The 17,761-nt window shown below is 67.5% G+C and carries 12 protein-coding genes and 1 pseudogene; 4 read left to right on the top strand and 9 right to left on the bottom strand.

Annotated elements, in window-relative coordinates; translation table 11 throughout:
* Position 1 precedes the first annotated feature (1 nt).
* The 4 genes from ACWDPV_RS07720 to ACWDPV_RS07705 all read right to left on the bottom strand — a co-directional run bounded on the left by ACWDPV_RS07720 (position 2) and on the right by ACWDPV_RS07705 (position 5,912).
* Positions 2-1,093 (bottom strand): ATP-binding protein, encoded by a 1,092-nt coding sequence (locus ACWDPV_RS07720; RefSeq protein ID WP_348805743.1) that lies wholly within the window; start codon positions 1,091-1,093, stop codon positions 2-4.
* Entirely contained in the window at positions 1,090-2,574 is a 1,485-nt protein-coding gene (locus ACWDPV_RS07715; RefSeq protein WP_449742463.1) for a DUF5691 domain-containing protein, read from the bottom strand. Before ACWDPV_RS07715 ends, ACWDPV_RS07720 begins: the two co-directional genes overlap by 4 nt.
* Entirely contained in the window at positions 2,571-3,908 is a 1,338-nt protein-coding gene (locus ACWDPV_RS07710; RefSeq protein WP_449742724.1) for an SWIM zinc finger family protein, read from the bottom strand. The genes ACWDPV_RS07715 and ACWDPV_RS07710 overlap by 4 nt, the downstream gene beginning before the upstream one ends.
* A gap of 174 nt (positions 3,909-4,082) precedes the next feature.
* Positions 4,083-5,912 carry a CocE/NonD family hydrolase gene (locus ACWDPV_RS07705; RefSeq protein WP_449742462.1) on the bottom strand — a complete coding sequence of 610 codons (1,830 nt, stop codon included), beginning with the start codon at positions 5,910-5,912 and terminating at the stop codon, positions 4,083-4,085.
* Positions 5,913-6,121: 209 nt separating this feature from the next.
* Here ACWDPV_RS07705 and ACWDPV_RS07700 point away from each other — a divergent pair, with 209 nt between their 5' ends.
* Positions 6,122-7,963, top strand: coding sequence for a TerD family protein (locus ACWDPV_RS07700; RefSeq protein ID WP_449742461.1), 1,842 nt, complete (start codon positions 6,122-6,124; stop codon positions 7,961-7,963).
* Positions 7,964-7,984: 21 nt separating this feature from the next.
* Here ACWDPV_RS07700 and ACWDPV_RS07695 read toward each other — a convergent pair whose 3' ends face one another.
* Genes ACWDPV_RS07695 through ACWDPV_RS07680 form a run of 4 tightly spaced genes read right to left on the bottom strand, consistent with a single transcriptional unit; the run spans position 7,985 to position 11,527 of the window.
* On the bottom strand, positions 7,985-8,809 hold the full coding sequence (locus ACWDPV_RS07695; protein WP_348809627.1) for an ABC transporter ATP-binding protein: 825 nt from the start codon (positions 8,807-8,809) through the stop codon (positions 7,985-7,987).
* Positions 8,806-9,906, bottom strand: coding sequence for a taurine ABC transporter substrate-binding protein (locus ACWDPV_RS07690; protein ID WP_348809628.1), 1,101 nt, complete (start codon positions 9,904-9,906; stop codon positions 8,806-8,808). Before ACWDPV_RS07690 ends, ACWDPV_RS07695 begins: the two co-directional genes overlap by 4 nt.
* On the bottom strand, positions 9,903-10,745 hold the full coding sequence (locus ACWDPV_RS07685) for an ABC transporter permease (RefSeq protein ID WP_348805750.1): 843 nt from the start codon (positions 10,743-10,745) through the stop codon (positions 9,903-9,905). The genes ACWDPV_RS07690 and ACWDPV_RS07685 overlap by 4 nt, the downstream gene beginning before the upstream one ends.
* A complete protein-coding gene (locus tag ACWDPV_RS07680) occupies positions 10,742-11,527 on the bottom strand; it encodes an SDR family NAD(P)-dependent oxidoreductase (protein WP_348809629.1) in 786 nt (261 codons plus the stop codon). The genes ACWDPV_RS07685 and ACWDPV_RS07680 overlap by 4 nt, the downstream gene beginning before the upstream one ends.
* A 353-nt stretch (positions 11,528-11,880) precedes the next feature.
* On the opposite strand from ACWDPV_RS07680, the gene ACWDPV_RS07675 reads away from it, so the two are divergent.
* The gene (locus ACWDPV_RS07675) at positions 11,881-13,209 is read left to right on the top strand and encodes an aspartate aminotransferase family protein (RefSeq protein ID WP_348805752.1); all 1,329 of its coding nucleotides are present in this window, start codon (positions 11,881-11,883) and stop codon (positions 13,207-13,209) included.
* 23 nt (positions 13,210-13,232) lie between these two features.
* Here ACWDPV_RS07675 and pdxR read toward each other — a convergent pair whose 3' ends face one another.
* Positions 13,233-14,720, bottom strand: coding sequence for a MocR-like pyridoxine biosynthesis transcription factor PdxR (gene pdxR / locus ACWDPV_RS07670; protein WP_449742460.1), 1,488 nt, complete (start codon positions 14,718-14,720; stop codon positions 13,233-13,235).
* A gap of 66 nt (positions 14,721-14,786) precedes the next feature.
* On the opposite strand from pdxR, the gene ACWDPV_RS07665 reads away from it, so the two are divergent.
* Entirely contained in the window at positions 14,787-15,509 is a 723-nt protein-coding gene (locus ACWDPV_RS07665) for a sulfite exporter TauE/SafE family protein (protein WP_348805754.1), read from the top strand.
* A gap of 881 nt (positions 15,510-16,390) precedes the next feature.
* Positions 16,391-17,653, top strand: a pseudogene (locus ACWDPV_RS07660) (PGRS repeat-containing protein); the annotation flags it as partial.
* Positions 17,654-17,761 lie beyond the last annotated feature (108 nt).

Raw genomic sequence — 17,761 nt, 5'->3', positions numbered from 1 at the left:
GTCAGCGCAGCGCTCCGCGGGCCGCGCGGTAGAAGTCGGCCCAGTCATCACGCTCGCGGACAACGCTTTCCAGATACTCGGTCCAGACGACGGCGTCGGCGGAGGGATCTTTGATGACGGCACCCTGGATGCCGGCGGCGGTGTCGGCGGGGCGGAGGACACCGTCACCGAAGTGCGCCGACATCGCGATGCCGTGGGTGATCACCGAGATCGCCTCGGCGGTGGAGAGCGTGCCGCTGGGTTGTTTGACCTTGGCGCGGCCGTCTTCGGTGACCCCGGAACGCAGTTCACGGAACACGGTGACGACGCGCCGGATCTCCTCGGCGGCCGACGGCAACTCCGGCAGATCCAGTGACTTGCCCAGTGCCGCAACACGTTGGGTGACAATGGAGACCTCTTCGTCGGCGGTGGCCGGCAGGGGCAGCACGACGGTGTTGAAGCGTCGACGCAACGCGGAGGAGAGGTCGTTGACGCCGCGGTCGCGGTCGTTGGCGGTGGCGATGACACTGAAACCCTTGGTGGCCTGCACTTCCCGGCCGAGCTCGGGGATGGGCAGGGTCTTCTCGGACAGAATGGTGATCAGCGCGTCCTGCACGTCCGACGGGATGCGGGTCAGTTCTTCCAGTCGGGCGATCTTGCCTTCCTGCATGGCGGTCATGATCGGCGAGGGCACCAGCGCGTCGGTCGACGGCCCTTCGGCGATGAGTCGGGCGTAGTTCCAGCCGTAGCGGATCGCCTCTTCCGGGGTGCCGGCGGTACCCTGCACCAGGAGTGTGGAGGTGCCGCTGATGGCGGCGGAGAGATGTTCGGACACCCAGGTTTTCGCGGTACCCGGCACACCGAGGAGCAGCAGCGCGCGGTCGGTGGCCAGCGTCGCGACGGCGACCTCCATCAGGCGACGCGGCCCGATGTACTTCGGCGTGATCTCGGTGCCGTCGTCGAGGGTACCGCCGAGTAGGTAGGTCACCACCGCCGACGGGCTCAGCAACCAGTTGGCCGGTCGGGCAGCGGTGTCGTCGCGCGCCAGTGCCGCAAGTTCGTCGGCGTAGAGCTGTTCGGCGTGCGGACGGAGGAGGTTGTCGGCGGTGGTCATGGCAGCTCCCTGGTCAGGACAGATCGGATACGGAGGGCTTCGGACAGCGTCGCGCAGGGGATGATGGCGTGCGGATGACGTTCCCGCACAATGGTGATCATCGACTGGAAGTCATCGGTCGCGGGCAGTCCCGTGGACATCAGATCGAACAGGGTGAGGACGTTCCCGCGGACGAGGCGAGTATTGGCGAGCATCGAGTCCAGCAGCCGCAGGGCGTGGCGCGCCATCTGGTCCGACCAGGGTGCGGGCAGCGCATGCAGTCCGACCAGTTGCCGCTCCGCCGCGAGCGAGGGGAAGGCGCGCACCACGGCATCCGGGTCGGCGAAGGCGATGACCCGGGCGGACGCGCCGGGATGGCTCATGAGCGCGGTCGCCCAGCGTCGGTCCTCGAATGTGACGGCGGCCGAACACAGTCCCTGCACAATCGTGGCCTCGTCGGAGTCGGTCGCGGCAACGATCGTCTCGGGCGGCTGACCGAACTGCTGCTCCCAATGCCCCGGCGGGATACGCGACAGCAGTTGCGCCAGAACATGATCACCCAGCGCCACGCCCTTGGGTGCGGTGAGGTTGATGCCGTCACGAGCGAGCGGTGTACCCGCCGGGCCGAGCGTGTCGAGGTCGAGACCACTCGACCGCAGCACAAAGCCCGACTCTCCCGCCACCCACTCCATCAACCCGACAGCCGCCCCCACCAACTGCCGCCGATGCGCCGACCCGTCCACCCGGTCGAGAATATCGGCTGCGACAGCCCGGATCTTCCCGCGTCGATCATCGAGTGCAGCCTCGAGGAACTCCTCGTCGTCGAGGGAGACCTGTCGAAACATGGCCGGTAGCAGCAACTCCCTGTCGGTGCCCGATTCCCCACTCCAGCCGACGGCCAGCAGTTCACGCGCCGCACCGGGATCACGCTCGCGCAACGCTGTCAGGTAGGCGACACGCTCTGCGGGTTCACCGTGCGTCCACGCGGACTGGTCGGGCGGAGCGCTCACGAGCGACGAATCATCCAGCACTGCTTTGATTTCCGGCGCCTGCCCGACGAGCCAGCGTCCGCGAGGTCCGACGATGGTGGAGATCGCCGGTCGCAACGTTGCGTGCCGTGCGGTCCGCGACAGCAGGTACGGCAGAAGGGTCGCGGGGGGTCGTAACCCCGAGTCGGCCAGCAGGTTCAGACACCACTCGGCCATCCGCGGCGTCATCTCCATGGCGCGAACGGCGTAGGTGGAGACCACCTGCGGCATGGCCGCGCGCGGATCTTCCGGGGCCACCGGAATCGGCTCCGCAGACACCGACTCGGGCCCGCACGCGGCACGGGCCGCAGCGGTGAGCGAGGCCACCTGCAGAGCGAAACGAGCCGGATCACTCTGCGCTGCATCAGAGTCCGGTAGGTGTACAGCGATGACGGGATCGGCTCCCGCCGGAGTCACCGGTCGACTGCGAACCCCGACCAATGCTGCGGAGACGATCTCCTCCCAGCTGCTCACAGTGCGATCACCTCGCCGTCGCAGATCACCGACGCCACCTCGAGGCCACCGGACCCGAGTTCCCCGAACGCCGAGATCCGCCGGCCACCTGCGACGGCGAGCAGCAGCGGCCACGCGTCGCCGATCTCGGCGACCGGGATGGCCGAGCCGGTGGCGTCGATGAGTGCGGGCGCTTCGGACGCCATCCGCCCGAAGCGGCCGTCGATGAGCACAGGCCAACTCAGCGTCCACGGATCGTCGGCGATTGCGCGGGCACGGGCGCGCCGAGCGTCGGCGATCGTCGTCGGTTGCAGCGAATCCAGGGGATCGAGCTGCGCGGGCAACTGTTCCGACGGCGGTGTGGAGTCGTCGTAGAGACAGCGCAGCCCCGGCGCCCCCGGGTAGAAGTGCATGGTGGTGGCGATCGTGGCGCCGGGAACGGGTCGTAGTGGCAGGGTGGCTCCGGTGGGGGCGTAGTCGAGCAGCATGCCGAAGCGTCGGGTGCCGGCACCCCATACCCAGGTGCGGCGGCTCTGGAGGTGATCTTCGTCGGTGTCGCGGCGACCGAGACACAGCCACAGGTCGGTGATGCCCGCACCGGCCAGGACGTCGGCCTTGGCAACCGGATAGCCGACGTGGCGTCGGACGGTGGCGGCGAGGTCGTCGGGAAGCTGGTCGATGCGCTGATGCGCGGTGGTCAGCGACCAGAGCCGGCCATAGTCCTCAAGGAGTCGGCTGGGCCAGTCGACGGCGTCGTCATCGCCTCCGAAGAACAGGCCGGGGAGCCGGCGGACGCGAGCGGCGAGTCCGGGCGCCTGGGCGTCGACGAGGCGCGCGGCGACCGCGTCGAAGCGGCTGTAGGCGTCGACCTCCGAGCCGGCCAGGCCGTGGCCGACTTGGTCGGTGAGCCAGAGTTGCAGTTCGTCGATGCCGCCACGGACTCGGTCGACGCGTTGCGCCGCGGTCTTCGCGGCGCGTTCGGGATCCTTGGGCGCCGCCGGTTCCACGGCCTTCTTCCCGGCGCGTTCGACGCGTCCGGCAAGCCACGCGGCGGCGTAGTCGGACGGCTCGGCGGCATCGGGTACCTCGTGCTGCGCCCACAGCAGAAGCAGGCCGAGGGCGTGTTTGCAGGGGAACTTCCGCGATGGGCACGAACATTTGTACGCGGGTGACGCGAGCTCGACGATGGTCTGATACGGCGTCGTCCCGCTGCCCTTGCACAGGCCCCAGACCAGCAGGTCGGTGGCGCCCAGATCGGTCCATGGGGTCGGTGTGGCGAGCTTCTGCCCTGCCGTGGCCGATGACGCGTCGGGCGCCGAACCCAGCACCTGATCGGTCGTCCAGCGGTCCCCCATGGGTTTCACACAACCACATCCACCCGACATCCGTCGTCGGGAAACCCCGGCAGACGGCCGCGGAGCAGTGGTGACGGTGAACCCATCGCGTGGGCACGCGTCGACCAGGGTGTTGATCGGGCGCAGCAACTGCCGGTCCATCGGGTGTGACGATGACCCCGCCCGGCCCTGCTGTCACGCCCCGCCAACGACGGGCACCGTCACCGTCTGCCCGTCACCCGCGGGAATCGCCACCGGCAGCGAGTCCTGGCCGCCCCGATAGTTGGTCGATCCTCCCGATATCACCACGCGTAGCCGATGCCCGGTCTCGAAGCGGTGCACGATGGCGGGCACGGTGACGGTGACCGGCCGCGAGGGATCAGCGATACGTGCCGGCGCCACCAGATTCCCGACCGTCGTCGCGTTGCCGACCGCGTCCACGTCGACGATCCGGAGAAACAGCACGAGTTGCCTCTCAGCGGGCATGTTCGCCGGGACCGTGGTACTCACCCGCACCGCGACGCGTGGCGAACCGACCACGTCGAGCGGTTGCGCCAGTGCCGCGGAATCCCACATTGCGGCGGTTCCCGGCACATCCCGTTCCGGGACGCTGATCAACCCGAGCGAATCGGGATGGTCGTGGGTCGTCGGCAGGCCCCACGGGGGTGTGATGAACCGCGCGGCACCCGGACGCGTACGCACCCCCTGGGCCGCTAGCCGATCGGTGGACGAGAGTCGATAGGTCAGTGCCGATCCCACATCGGCGGAGTCGACGGAGTCGGCGTAGGCGTAGGCGGGCTCGGTGTCACCGTCGACGCGAATCCAGTTGCGGAAGTATGAGAATCGCGGTCCCGGCGATGCCGTTGTTCCCCGGAGATGGTGATCCCTCCACGCCACGATCCTGCGCGTGACGTACTGGGTGGCGGGATCGGGGGCGTTCTCGACGTAATCTCCGGTCTCCGGCAGAGCGGAATGACCACCGCTCATCCAGATCATGTCGGTGTCGACGCCCCGCGAGGTCAGCCCACGATAGGTGGCGACGGCCTCGTTCAGATTGAACAAGATGTCACTCTGCCCCTGGAGAAGCAGCGTGGGGATGCGAATCCGATCGAGATAACCTGCCACCGACCCGGCCCGCAGCCGTGCCACCACGTCCGGCGTGACGACACCCGTCGTCACCGCCTGCGTCACCGCGGTGCAGATCTGCGTCGGGTAGTTGGGGCAGCCGGTCAGTCGCGTCGGGTCGACGTCGCCATGGGCGAACCCCGACGCCACGCCCGCGAAGACAAAGAACGCATCCCAACTGGTCTTCGGCGCTCCGGGGACCCGGGTCGAGACGCCCACTGTCTGGCCGGTGCTGTTGGGCGCCAGCGAGTAGGACAGATCATTCCACGTGGCCATCGGGGTGATGGTGTCGATCCGCGGATCCATCGCCGCGGCGGCGAATTGGACTTGTCCCCCGTAGGAACCGCCGACCATGCCGACCCGCGGGTCATTCGGATGCGCGCGGCCGTCATGCGCCACCCCGTCGCGCATCACCACATCCAGGGCGGGCGCACGCTGGGTGTGTGCGGCATCGAGGTAGGCGTTGGCCTTTCCGCCGAGATAGTCGACGAGGTGCGCGGCGGCTCGGCCGTCCGGATCGGGTGTGTCAAAGCTGATGCGGCATCCCGATCCGCCGAAGCCGAGTCCCGAGTACGCCAGCACCACATAGCCACGGCGCGTGAACATCTCGGCCATCGGCTTCAGGTCATTCTTGGAGCCGCCGAAACCATTGGTGGTCAGGATCGCCGGCGCGCGGTGCGCCGAGTCCACCCCGGCGGGGACGTAGACGTCGGCGACGACGTCGCAGGGCGCACCGTCCTCACCGGTCGCCTCGAAGTGCCTGGTACTCACCGAATGGTTCGGTGTAGCGTCGAATGCGATCGGGGTCAGCGCACCACCTGCAAGAGCCGGACCGACGGTCGCCACAGCCACACCCAACGCCAGTCCCAGGGCGGCCGTCCGACGGCTGCGTCGTCTCATGACACCTCCACCACATGGTTGTTCACCGCAGACCGCCTGCGACCCTGACGTGGTACTGATGACTGTGCGCGGTGTGGAGGGCGAGCACAATGAGTTTAAGTTTTCGGGTCGGTGTGCCCGGTATGCGGGTGCGGGTGTCGACGCGGGGTGTCCGCGCGTCGGTCGGGCCGCGGATAGCGCGCGTCCACGTGGGTACGGGTCGTACACGCGTGTCGAGCGGGATGGGGCCGTTCTACGCGTCGACGGCGCTGAGCCGCAGCCGCGGCGTGAGTCGAGGACGGTCATCGACGACGCGGAGCGGCGGGCCGTCGCCGACCCAGCTCGCACGGGCACAGCGCGCCGCGCAACGCGCGCAGCAGGAGGCCGAGCGTAACGCCGCCATCGAGCAGCTTCGGCAGTTGCGTCGTGACACCACACGCGCACATCTGGAGCGGTTCGCGATCTCCTCCGCGCCGATCATTCCGCCGCCGCCGCCGATCCCGGCGGAAGCCGTTCGCGCACAGGCCTACTCGATCTACCAGCAAGGGCTCGGGCTATTTGCACGCAAGGAGAAGGAACGCGCCCGCGTTCAGGCCGATGCCGCGGTCGCGGCCTACGTCGACAGCGAGTCACGGCGCCTGGCCGGGATCCACGCCGAGCTGTGCGACGGAGCCGATGCGTGGTGGACGGCAGTGTGCGCCAACGATGAACAGACTGTGTGCGATGCGGTCAATGCCGCGTTTGCGGATAACCCCGCAGCCGGATGCGCTGTCGGCGTCGACGGTGCGTCGTTGTCGGTGATCATGCGGCTGCAGGATCTCGACACCTTGCCCGATCAGATGCCGTCGACCACAGCCGCCGGACGGCCCACCCTCAAGGCGATGCCCAAACGGGAGCGGATGCTGTGGTGGATGCACATCCTCGCCTCGAATCTCGCGGCCACGGTGCTCGAGGCGCTGGCCACCGCACCGTCGATCACCGAGGTGAACGCGGCGGTTATCACCCGGATGCCCGATACTCATCGGCTCGGCTTGGTGGCCTACGGTTCGTGGTCGAGGACCGCCATCGAGCGCGGCCCGTGGGGGTGCGCTGACGACGCGTGGCGGATCCTCGACATCGGCACCGACGTACAGTGCAGTATTCGGACGACCGCCTCGGGCAACATCTCCTCGGTCGTCAAGCCGTTGCCGCTCGACGAGCTCCCCGGTGTCGCAACCCTTCTCGCCAACTGCGACGACGACGGAGATGCGGCACTGGCAGATCTGGATGCAGATCTCGCGAGCAGCACGCCGGTCTCCGAGCCCGACCCTCCGAATCCCTTCCGGCTCGCGCCCTTTGACCACTGGTTGCAGACGCGTGCGGCACCGCCCCCGGCCGCTCCCCCAGCCCCCACCCCGATTCGGCCGGCGCCGATCGCCGAACCCACGCCGTCGCCCACACCCGTCACTGCGACCCCGCAATCCCCTGCCCCACAATCCCCTGCCCCACAGTCCCCTGCCCCACGACCTCCCGCGCCGCAACATCCTGTCCCTGTCGGGGACGACCTGAGCGCGGGCCAGTCCGTCGTGATCGGTGACGCCGCCGCGATCCCGCTCCGCATCACCTTCACCACCGCGGGCGCCGATGCCGATCTGGTTTTCCTTCTCCTCGACCGCGATGACAAGGTGCTCGACGACAATGCCATGATCTTCTACAACCAGCCCGTCGGCGACGGTGTCACCTTGATCAGTAAGCAGCACACTGGTTCGGCCACAGTCGAATTGGCGGTGGTCCGGCCTGGCGAGGTGGGGCCGAGTGTCGCGAAGGTGTTGGTCGCCGCGAGCATCGACGCCGCCTCCGGGGCGACGTTCGACTCACTTGGGCTGTGCCACATCCGGATCGGCGCCGAGAATCAATGCTGGTCATTCACACCGAGTCCGGAACCGCAGGTTCGGGCTCTCATCCTCGTGGAGATCTATCTGTATCGCCCGGCCGACGCCGGAGCACGGTGGAAACTGCGCGCGCTCGGACAGGGATGGGACGATGGGCTGGCGGCGTTGGCTCGTGCATACGGCGTCAACGTCGACGGGTGAGACACGAGCCAGCGCAGCCACCTAACTGTGCGCGTTGTAAATCGCCTCTGCCAGTTCGACTTTGATGTTCTGGAACTCCGGGGTGGCGATCACGTCGGGTGAGCGGACACCATCCGGAGAGTCACCGGGCAGTTCGATTCGGCGGTCGATGGTCACCCGCCCGGGGCGGGCACACATCACCAGCACCCGCGTCGACAGGAACACCGCCTCCTCCACCGAATGCGTGACAAAGATGATCGTCTTGCGTTCTCGTCGCCACAGATTGAGCAACTCCACCTGCAGGCGTTCACGGGTGAGCGGGTCGAGCGCACCGTAGGGCTCGTCCATCAGGATGACCCGCGGATCGTTCACCAGGACGCGGGCGATCTGCGCGCGTTGCTGCATACCACCGGACAGTTCGTACGGTCGTCGACTGCCGAAGCCGCCGAGCCCGACGGTTTCGAGCATCTCGGTGGCCTTCTGGGCCCGTTCGGCTTTCGGCATTCCCCTGGCTTTGAGCCCGAATTCGACGTTGTGCTGCACCGACAGCCATGGATAGAGCGTCGGAGCCTGGAACACCACGCCTCGTTCGGGTGCCGGACCGCGGATATGGCGCCCGCCGATCATCACAGTGCCCTCGGTGGGTTCGAGGAATCCGGCGATGATCTGCAGCAGCGTGGTCTTGCCGCAGCCGGACGGTCCCACCAGGCAGACGAATTCGCCCGGATCGATGGTGAGGTCCATCGGGGAGAGCGCGACCACCTGGTCGTCGCCGGAGCCGTAAGTCTGGCCGACCGACGTCAGGGTGAGCCGGTCGGAAAGGTCTGCGCCCGTCTCGTTGTCGGGGTTCGTCACGGGTTCGGTCATTGGCCCGCCACCTCCTTGATCGCGGCGGCGTACACCGCATTGTCGTAAACCTGCTGCGGGCTGACACCGTCGACCTCACCTTGATCCTTGAGGAACGACGCGGTGTCGAACAACGAACGGGCAAGTCCCCCACCGAACCAGCGAGGTTCAGCCTGCTCTTTGGCGGTCAGGTAGATGTAGCCCTTGAGTTGGGTGCGTACCTGATCCGGTGTGACGCCGAGCTGACCGGAGATCCTCGCGACGGCTTCCTCCGGGTTCTGCGTGATCTGCTGGACTGCCCAGTCCTGCGCCATCGTCCACAGTCGCATCGCGGCCGGATTCTCCTTCACGAAATCGGTTCGCGCACCGGACAGATCGAAGGTGGGGCTGCCGGCGTCGGCGGTGTCCTTCGCGGTCATGATGACGTGGCCGTCGCGGGTCAGCTCCGACAGCGTCGGTTCCCAGATCCATGCGGCATCGATCTGTCCGCCCTGCCAGGCCCCGAGAATCGCACTGGGTTCGAGGTTGATGACGGTGACCTCGGAGGTCAAACCCGCCTTGGTCAGGGCCGCCATCAGGCTCAGATGCGAAGTGGAACCGAACGGGACCCCGATCTTCTTGCCACGCAGCTGATCGACCGAGGTGATCGAGGGATCGCGGACCACCAGTGACTCGGCGCCACCGATGACGTCCTGAATCCACACCACCGACACCGGCAGGTTCAGCGGCGCCGACAGGGCCTTGGCGGCCGGTGCCGAACCGAAGAGCCCCAGGTCGAGTGAGTTGGCACCGAAGGCCCGCACCACGTCGGCGCCCGAGGAGAACTGGGTCCAGGCGATGTCGGCGTTCGGCATGCACTTGCCGAGGATGTCGGAGTCCTTGACAACGAGGTCGCCGTTGGGGATCTGTTGGTAGCCGATGCGGATGGTGCCGGTGATCGACTGGTCCGGCGTGACCGGGCAGGACACCTCGGTGATGAGTGATCGACTTTGTTCTCCGCGACCGGATTCGACGATGCAGCCGCTGGTCGAGATCGCCACCGCGGCGCACAGGCCGACGACGGCAAGTGACCGTCGCAGCCGCCGCGGTCCGCGGTGCGGATCGGGTGTGGGGTTCATACCTTTCCCTTCCACGGCGCCACCAGGATGCCGATCCACTTGAGGATCGAATCGAGGACGAGGGCGGTGATTCCGATGACGATGATGCAGGCGATGACCAGCGGCGTGCGAAGCTGGGTGCCGGCGATGTAGGCGAGTCCTCCGATGCCGGGGATGCCGTTGTTGAGTTCCGCGGCAACGACTGTCGTCCAGGCGAATCCGACGGCCAGACGAATGCCACCGATGATGTCGGGGGCTGTCGCGGGGAGGATGACTCCGCGGATCACCTGTCCGCGTGAGGCGCCGAGGCTGCGCGCCGCGTTGAGGTAGTCGGCCTTGACGCCGTGGATACCACTCATCGTGGCCACCGTGACCGCAGGGAAGGCGGCCAGGAACAGCAACCAGATCTTGGAGGTGTCGCCGATGCCGAACCAGACGATGAGCAGGCTGAAGTACCCCAGCGGCGGTAGCGCGCGGAGGAAGTTGAGGTATGGATCTACCGTGGTGGCAATGACTTTCGAGGTACCCATCGCGATCCCAAGCGCGATGCCGACGATGATTGCCAGTCCGACTCCGGCGAAGATGCGCTGCAGGCTTGCGATGAGGTGTTCCCACAGGAAGTAGTTCTGTTCGCCGAGCACCTCTCGCGGCACACCGGGTGCCACCTGATGCCAGGTGTTGGCGCGCACGAACGCATCCCACACCGCTCCCGGTCCGGGCAGGTACAGCGGTTTGATGACGCCGGCGGCGGTGACTGTCCACCACAGCAGGACGAACACCACCAGGGCGGCGATCCGGATTCCCCAGTGCCGCAACGTTGATGACGAGGGCGTCAGACGGCTGGTGATGGCGCTGGTCATACCGCCGCCGTTCGATGAACCCGTTGGGCGCTGGTCTGATCACGCGCCAGCAGCAGCATGGAATCGACGTTGACGTGCGCCGGGCGGGTGGCCACCCAGGTGACGGCGTCAGCGACGTCGTCGGCCGACAACGGGGTGAGTCCGTCGTAGACGGCGGCGGCACGGTCGGTGTCGCCGCCGAATCTGTTGATGGAGAATTCCGTCTCCACCATGCCCGGGTCGATCTCGCAGACCCGCACCGGTTCGCCGAGTAGTTCCAGTCGCAGCACCCGCGTCAGTGCGCGCACCGCGTGCTTGGCGGCGTTGTACCCGCCGCCGCCGAGATACGGTTCGACGGCGGCGATCGAGCCGATGGTGACGACTGTGGCGCACGCCGACGACCGCAGCAGCGGCAGCAGTCCCCGGGTGACGCGTAAGACGCCGAGCACGTTCATGTCGAACATGGCCTGCCAGTCGGCGTCCACGGATTCGGCGATCGAGTCGGTGCCGATCGCGCCTCCGGCGTTGTTGACGAGGACGTCGGCACGGTCGAGGTCGGCACAGAAGGTGATGACCGAGCCGGGATCGGTGACGTCGAGGTGGCGGACGATCACCTCGCAGTTCGGGTGGTCGGCGCGGATCTTGCCGGCGAGGTCGTCGAGGCGCTCAACGCGCCGTGCGCCGAGGAGCAGGTCAAAGCCCGCATCGGCGAGCTGAGCGGCGGTCGCGGCACCGATCCCGCTGCTGGCGCCGGTGATGACCGCCCGTGGCCGGATGTCGGTGGAGTCGGACTGGTGTGCCATGAGGCGATTCCCCCTTCGTGTGGTGATGCGTCGTCTGTCTGCGGCGGCGATCGCCGCGTCGTGAACTCAGACTGTCGAAGATCTGGAGCCCCGAGAAGGTCCACTGGTACGGAGTTTGACGGTGCCAGATGTAACCGGATGGACTCGTCGAACACCATTTGTGACGGCGTCACCAGCCCAAACCGTCTCAGGCTTCGGGCGCGAGGAACGCCGTGTTGTGCACGTCACCCCAACTGGCACTGTCAGTTGGCCCATTTCTGGCCCTTTTGCCGAGGCCAAGCTCTTGCGACGGTGGTGTCAGGCCGGCGACTACCGCGACGTTGCCACACCCGATTCACGGAGGAGCACACATCATGCCCGCACCACAGAACCCCCACGCCGCGCAGATCTACGCGGCCGATCGCGCCCACGTCTTCCATTCGTGGTCGGCACAATCGACGCTCGATCCGATCGTCATCACCGGCGCCGAGGGCTCGCATGTCATCGACGGCGACGGTAACCGGCTGCTGGACTTCTCCTCGCAGCTCGTCTACACCAACCTGGGCCATCAGCATCCGCGCGTGGTGGAGGCGATCGCCGAGCAGGCCCGCACCTTGTGCACCATCGCGCCGGCGCATGCCAACGAGGCCCGCGCCCGCGCCGCCGAACTGATCGTCGACATCGCGCCGCAGGGATTCACCAAGGTGTTCTTCACCAACGGTGGCGCCGACGCCGTGGAGCACGCCGTGCGGATGGCGCGGCTGACCACCGGCCGCTACAAGACGTTGTCGGCGTTCCGCGGGTATCACGGTGCGACGCATCAGACCATCAATCTGACCGGCGATCCACGGCGCTGGCCCAGCGACTACGGTTCGTCGGGCGCGGTGCACTTCTTCGCGCCGTTCCTGTACCGCAGTCAGTTCCACGCCGAGACGCAGGAGCAGGAGTGCGTCCGCGCCCTGGAGCATCTGCGGTCGCTGATCGAGTTCGAGGGACCCGACAGCTTCGCCGCGCTGATCCTCGAGACCGTCCCGGGGACCGCCGGCATCATGCCACCCCCGCCCGGCTACCTTGCCGGCGTCCGCGAACTGTGCGATCGGCACGGTATCGTGATGATCCTCGATGAGGTGATGGCCGGCTTCGGACGCACCGGAAAATGGTTGGCGCTCGAGCACTTTGACGCGGTTCCCGATCTGATCACCTTCGCCAAGGGCGTCAACTCCGGATATGTACCGATGGGTGGGGTGCTGATGACCCAGCAGATCGCCGAGCAGTTCGACACCCGCCCATATCCCGGCGGGCTCACCTACTCGGGTCATCCCCTCGCCGCTGCGGCGGCCGTCGCGACCATCGAGACCATGCACGCCGAGCAGGTGGTGGAGAACGCCGCGGCGATCGGCGTCGACACCCTGGGACCCGGCCTGCGCGAACTCGCCGAGCGCCACGAGATCATCGGCGACGTACGCGGACTCGGCGTGTTCTGGGCGATCGAACTCGTCTCCGACCGCGCCACCAAAGAGCCGTTGGCGCCCTACGGCGGCAACTCCCCGGAGATGAAGGCGATCGCCGATCGGGCGCGACGCAATGGACTTCTCATGTTCCAGAACATGAATCGCTTCCATCTCACCCCGCCGTGCATCGTCTCCCCGCAGGAGACCAAGCAGGCTCTCTCGATTCTCGATGACGCACTCTGCGCAGTGTGAGACTTCCTGCGTCGGGTCGGGGATCAGGGCAGCGCTGCGGCCAGCGCCCTGATCCCCGGTTCGATCTGCTCGGTGCGCAGGGAGCTGTACCCGAGCCGCAGGTTGTGATTGCGCCAGGTTCCGGGGAAGTAGTAGCGCGACCCGTCGGCCACCAGAACCCCGTGCTCACGAGCTCGCAATGCCCAACGCTTGCAATCAATCTCGGCTGGCGCCGTGTACCACAGACTCACTCCGCCGGGCGGGTAGGAGCCACCCTCATCAGGGAGTGGCAGGTACCGGTTGACCGCCGCGGTCAGTGTGTCCCAGTTGAGGCGCAGTCGACGCCGCTGACCGCGCAACACCTTGTGGTAGTCGCCAGAGGTGATGAAGATACCAAGCGCCCGTTGCAGATGTCCGGCAAGGTGTTTGGATCGGTTATGGCGTTCGGCACGCAGCGCGGCGATCACCTCGGGATGTCCGACGACGAACCCGAGGCGCAGTCCCGCGGCGAGGAATTTCGAGAAGGAACCGATGTAGAGGACCCGGCCGGAGGTGTCCATCGCCTTGAGCGACGGAGTGGGCTGGCCGCGGAAACGGAACTCGCTGTCGTAGTCGTCTTCGATGACGAAGGCGTCGCGGTCGGCGAGTTGGTCCATCAGCAGCCGTCGGCGGGGCAGGCTGAGCGTCACGTTCGTCGGGTGATGGTGGCTCGGGGTGAGGTAGATGGCGTCGAAGCCGGGCGCATCCTCGATCACCGCACCCCACTGGTCTGTCGGGACGGGAACGACCGAAGCGCCGATGCGGGAACAGATCTGCCAGGCGTCGACGTAGCCGGGGTTCTCCACCACCACCGTCGACGTCGGACCAAGGAGGACGTCGGCGATCAGTGATAGTCCTTGTTGCGCACCGGAAGTCATCAGCACCTCATCGGTGGTCGCGTGCACGCCCCGAGAGGGCAGGATCTCGTTGCACAGCGCCTCGAGCAGCAGTGGATCGTCGGAGTCACCGGCGTCGCGCACGCTGTAGGTCAGGTGCGGATTGTGTAGCGCGGCAACCATTGCCCGCTGCCACGAGCGCGCCGGGAAGGACTTCATCTCAGGCTGTGCGGAGATGAAGGGATAGGGGTAGTCCTGCCACTCGGGGAAGGCCGGCGCCTTGGTCACCGGCAGCTGATGCAGACCCGCCTGATGGCGTTCCAGTCGTGGCTGCCAATCCATTTGGATGGTCCGGTCGCGTCGTGTCGTGCGTGGCGTCGTGGGCGTCGCGGCGAGGTTCACCGGATACAGACCTGAGCGCGGGCGGCTCTCCACCAGCCCCGCGCCGGTGAGCTCCTGATACGCCAGGGCGACGGTATTACGCGAGACACCCAGTGCCTGAGCCAGGTACCTGGTAGACGGCATCGACCGGCTCGGTCCGTAGACCCCGCGCGCCAACTGGTCCTCCAACAGTGCCCTCACCTGCCGGTACAGCGGCGTCGCCGACGACGGGTCCAACGCGAGCGGCGCCGGATCACCTGCGGTTGACTTAGTCATCTGGCCTCAATGTTTCTGCTCCAACTGGCGCTTTCCTCATGACAGTACGGGGTTCAGTCTAGATCGGTGAACCTCTTGACGCCGTGGTCGGCGGCCGCCGTGATCGCGATCATCGCCGTCGGTGCACTCATCCAGGCCACCACCGGCTCGGGATTCGGCATCGTGACCGCCCCGGCGCTGATCCTGGTGGATCCGCACCTCGTGCCCGGCGCCCTGCTCATGCTCGCGACCGTGATCTGTACCGTGACGGCGTGGCGCGAACGTGCCTGGATCGACCGCGGTTTCGTGACGCGGTGTGTTCTTGCCGCGGTTCCCGGAACCGCTGCCGGAGTCACGGTGGTGCATCTCGTGGGCGGCCAGACCCTGGCCGTCATCATCGCACTGACGGTGGTTGCCGCCGGGTGCGCCGGACTGTGTGGTGTCCGCGTCCCGCTGACCACTCGCAGCACACTGACCGCCGGATTCTTCTCCGGTGCACTGAATTACGCCGCCGCCCTGCCCGGCCCACCGTTGGCGTTGACGTTCCGCGCGGCCGAGGCCGCCCGCATCCGCGCCACGATGTCGGCGGTGTTCGCGATCATCTCCGCGGCAACCGTGTTGTTGCTGGCCGCCACCGGGCGCAGCGATTCTCACGATCTTCTCGTCGCGCTGGCACTCCTCGTGCCGATGGCGGCGGGAATCCTGGCCGCCCGGGTCGTCATGCACCGGATTCCGGCGGCGGCGGTGGCCCGCGCGGGCATGGCGTTGTCGGTGATCGCCGGCGTGGGGTTGTTGGTCTCGAGCCTGTGAGGCCACGAGCATCGATGCCTGCCGGAGAACTTCAGGAAGGCGCCGGCCGGTGGAACGGCCAATGCCACAGCCCGGTCTCAGCTTGCGGCGGGTAGGCGACCGGAGATCAGCTGCTCCAACGTCTGGCGTGGCGACGAGTGAGCGATCTCCCTGACTTGCGGTCGCGTTGGCCAACCGGGCGGTCATGCCCCCAGAAGAGGGGGCATGACCGACGGTACCCACGCCACTAGCGTGACCAGAAGCAACGTCGCGTCGAATGTGCATGGAGGTCAACTGTTATGACGGCATTCAGTTTTCGGTCGGGGACTCTCGTACCGGTGGCGGTGGGACTCTCGCCGTTGCTGGCCGCCGCGGTGATCGCGCCGTCGCTGTCCACCACGCCGCCTGTTGCGGGGTCGGTGTCGCTGGCAGCTGCAGTCACCCCACTACAAGCGCCGGCGCCGTTCCGGGGTGGGCAGATCGCGGTGGTGCGCACCGACGAAGTCGTGGCGGCGATCGTCGATCAAGCGAGCACGCCGGGGGCAACGGCGGTTACTCGATCGCTCGCCGAGCAATTGCGTGCGGTGGGTGCGGACGGGCCGACCGCACCGCATAGCAGCTCTCAGTCGGGGCTTGCCGTGTCGGGCGGAACACCCCCCATCGGAACACGCTCCGGCAGAACATCTTCAGACCATGACGCGTCGGCGGCGTCCGATTCGGCGACACAGTCGTCGACGAGCGGCGCATCGGCCGGTATTCGGCGCAATACATCCGGCCCCTCGTCGGTGCCCGCCTACGTGGTCGCCGCCGCTGACCGCACCTCGGCCATACAATTCTTGTTCACGGTCTCGGCTGATCCGCAGACCGGTCTACGCGTGGTCGGCCCCACCGGGATCTTATGGATTGGCAACGGCGCCGACGGTACTGCGGAGCATCCCGACGGCTACGCGGGCGGCATCCTCTGGGGCAACGGCGGTGACGGCGTTGCCGGCGGCAAGGGCGGGGATGCCGGATTGTTCGGTGATGGCGGCCACGGTGGCGACGGGGTCGCCGGAACCCTTGATGGCGGTGCCGGTGGCCGTGGCGGATTGGTGTTCGGCAACGGTGGTGATGGTGGTCTGGGCGGCAACGGATTCCGCATCGCATTCCTCGGTGATGGTACCGCGATCACCGGAACCGGCAACGGTGGTAATGGCGGTGCCGGTGGAGCGGCAGGCTTGTGGGGCAACGGTGGCAACGGTGGTCAGGGAGGGCTCGGACTTCTCGGCCTTGACGGAGTCAACTACCTCGGCCCGACGATGACCGACCCGACTCTGAACGGCGCTGACGGCGTGAATAGCTCCAGCGGCCAAGCCAACGGCGACAACGGACAAGACGGTATGGCTCCCGGCGACGTCGTCGGCGTCAACGGTGGTAACGGAGGTAGCGGCGCCCCGGGCGACGGCTCCTGGAGCACTGGCGGCAAAGGTGGGTCCGGCGCGTCCGGATCGATTGGCGGACAAGGTGGTCGAGGTGGCGATGGCGGTGCGGGCACATACTACGGCGGCGCAGGCGGCACGGGCGGCGCCGGAGGAATCGGTGCCGCCGGTGGTGACGGTGGCGATGGTGGACTCGGCGGAACGCCAGGTGTGAGCAACGTCGTGTTCGTCGGTGGCGACGGAGGCATGGGCGGGACCGGGGGAACCGGCACCGCAGGTGGAGCGGGTGGTTCCGGGGGAGCGGGCGGCTCCGGAGGTTCCGGTGGCGTGCTCTATGGCAACGGCGGGAACGGAGCGTCCGGTGGCGTCGGCGGAAACGGCGGTAACGGTGACGTCGGCGGTACCGGAGGAACAGGTGGAGCGGGTGGCATAAGCGTCTGGGCCCCTTGGTACTCCGGGCAAGGGGGCAGCGGCGGAACCGGCGGTACCGGCGGCGCCGGAGGGGATGGCGGAGACGGAGGCGCGGGCGGCGCCGGCGGCACGACGGGTCTCTTGGGTGGTTCGGCAGGCACCAACGGCGCCGACGCTCAAGGTGGTACCGGCGGCACGGGAGGAGCCGGCGGGACGGGCGGCGCCGGCGGCTCACGGGATGACGGAGATCTGAAACCCGGCTCCGCCGGGGCCGACGGAGACCCGGGTGCTACCGGCGCTGCTGGTTCGACCGGGGGCAGCGGTACCGGCTCCTGATCGCCCGTCGTCGGCCGGTCGTGTCGGCCCGCGGCGCCCACGACGCCCCGAAACTAAACGGGAAGTAGCCCGACAAACGATCAACCGGTCCAAGATTACACGTGTGGT

It is taken from the genome of Gordonia sp. NPDC003504, from assembly GCF_053587995.1.
The sequence above is the reverse complement of the archived record's forward strand: the minus strand, read 5'-3'. Positions and strand labels throughout refer to the sequence as shown.

What these genes read in the sequence shown, in the direction of transcription:
- ACWDPV_RS07720 (WP_348805743.1), bottom strand. Translation starts at nt 1,093, where the DNA reads ATGACCACCGCCGACAACCTCCTCCGTCCGCACGCCGAACAGCTCTAC.
- ACWDPV_RS07710 (WP_449742724.1), bottom strand. Translation starts at nt 3,908, where the DNA reads ATGGGGGACCGCTGGACGACCGATCAGGTGCTGGGTTCGGCGCCCGAC.
- ACWDPV_RS07705 (WP_449742462.1), bottom strand. Translation starts at nt 5,912, where the DNA reads ATGAGACGACGCAGCCGTCGGACGGCCGCCCTGGGACTGGCGTTGGGT.
- ACWDPV_RS07695 (WP_348809627.1), bottom strand. Translation starts at nt 8,809, where the DNA reads ATGACCGAACCCGTGACGAACCCCGACAACGAGACGGGCGCAGACCTT.
- ACWDPV_RS07690 (WP_348809628.1), bottom strand. Translation starts at nt 9,906, where the DNA reads ATGAACCCCACACCCGATCCGCACCGCGGACCGCGGCGGCTGCGACGG.
- ACWDPV_RS07685 (WP_348805750.1), bottom strand. Translation starts at nt 10,745, where the DNA reads ATGACCAGCGCCATCACCAGCCGTCTGACGCCCTCGTCATCAACGTTG.
- ACWDPV_RS07680 (WP_348809629.1), bottom strand. Translation starts at nt 11,527, where the DNA reads ATGGCACACCAGTCCGACTCCACCGACATCCGGCCACGGGCGGTCATC.
- ACWDPV_RS07675 (WP_348805752.1), top strand. Translation starts at nt 11,881, where the DNA reads ATGCCCGCACCACAGAACCCCCACGCCGCGCAGATCTACGCGGCCGAT.
- pdxR (WP_449742460.1), bottom strand. Translation starts at nt 14,720, where the DNA reads ATGACTAAGTCAACCGCAGGTGATCCGGCGCCGCTCGCGTTGGACCCG.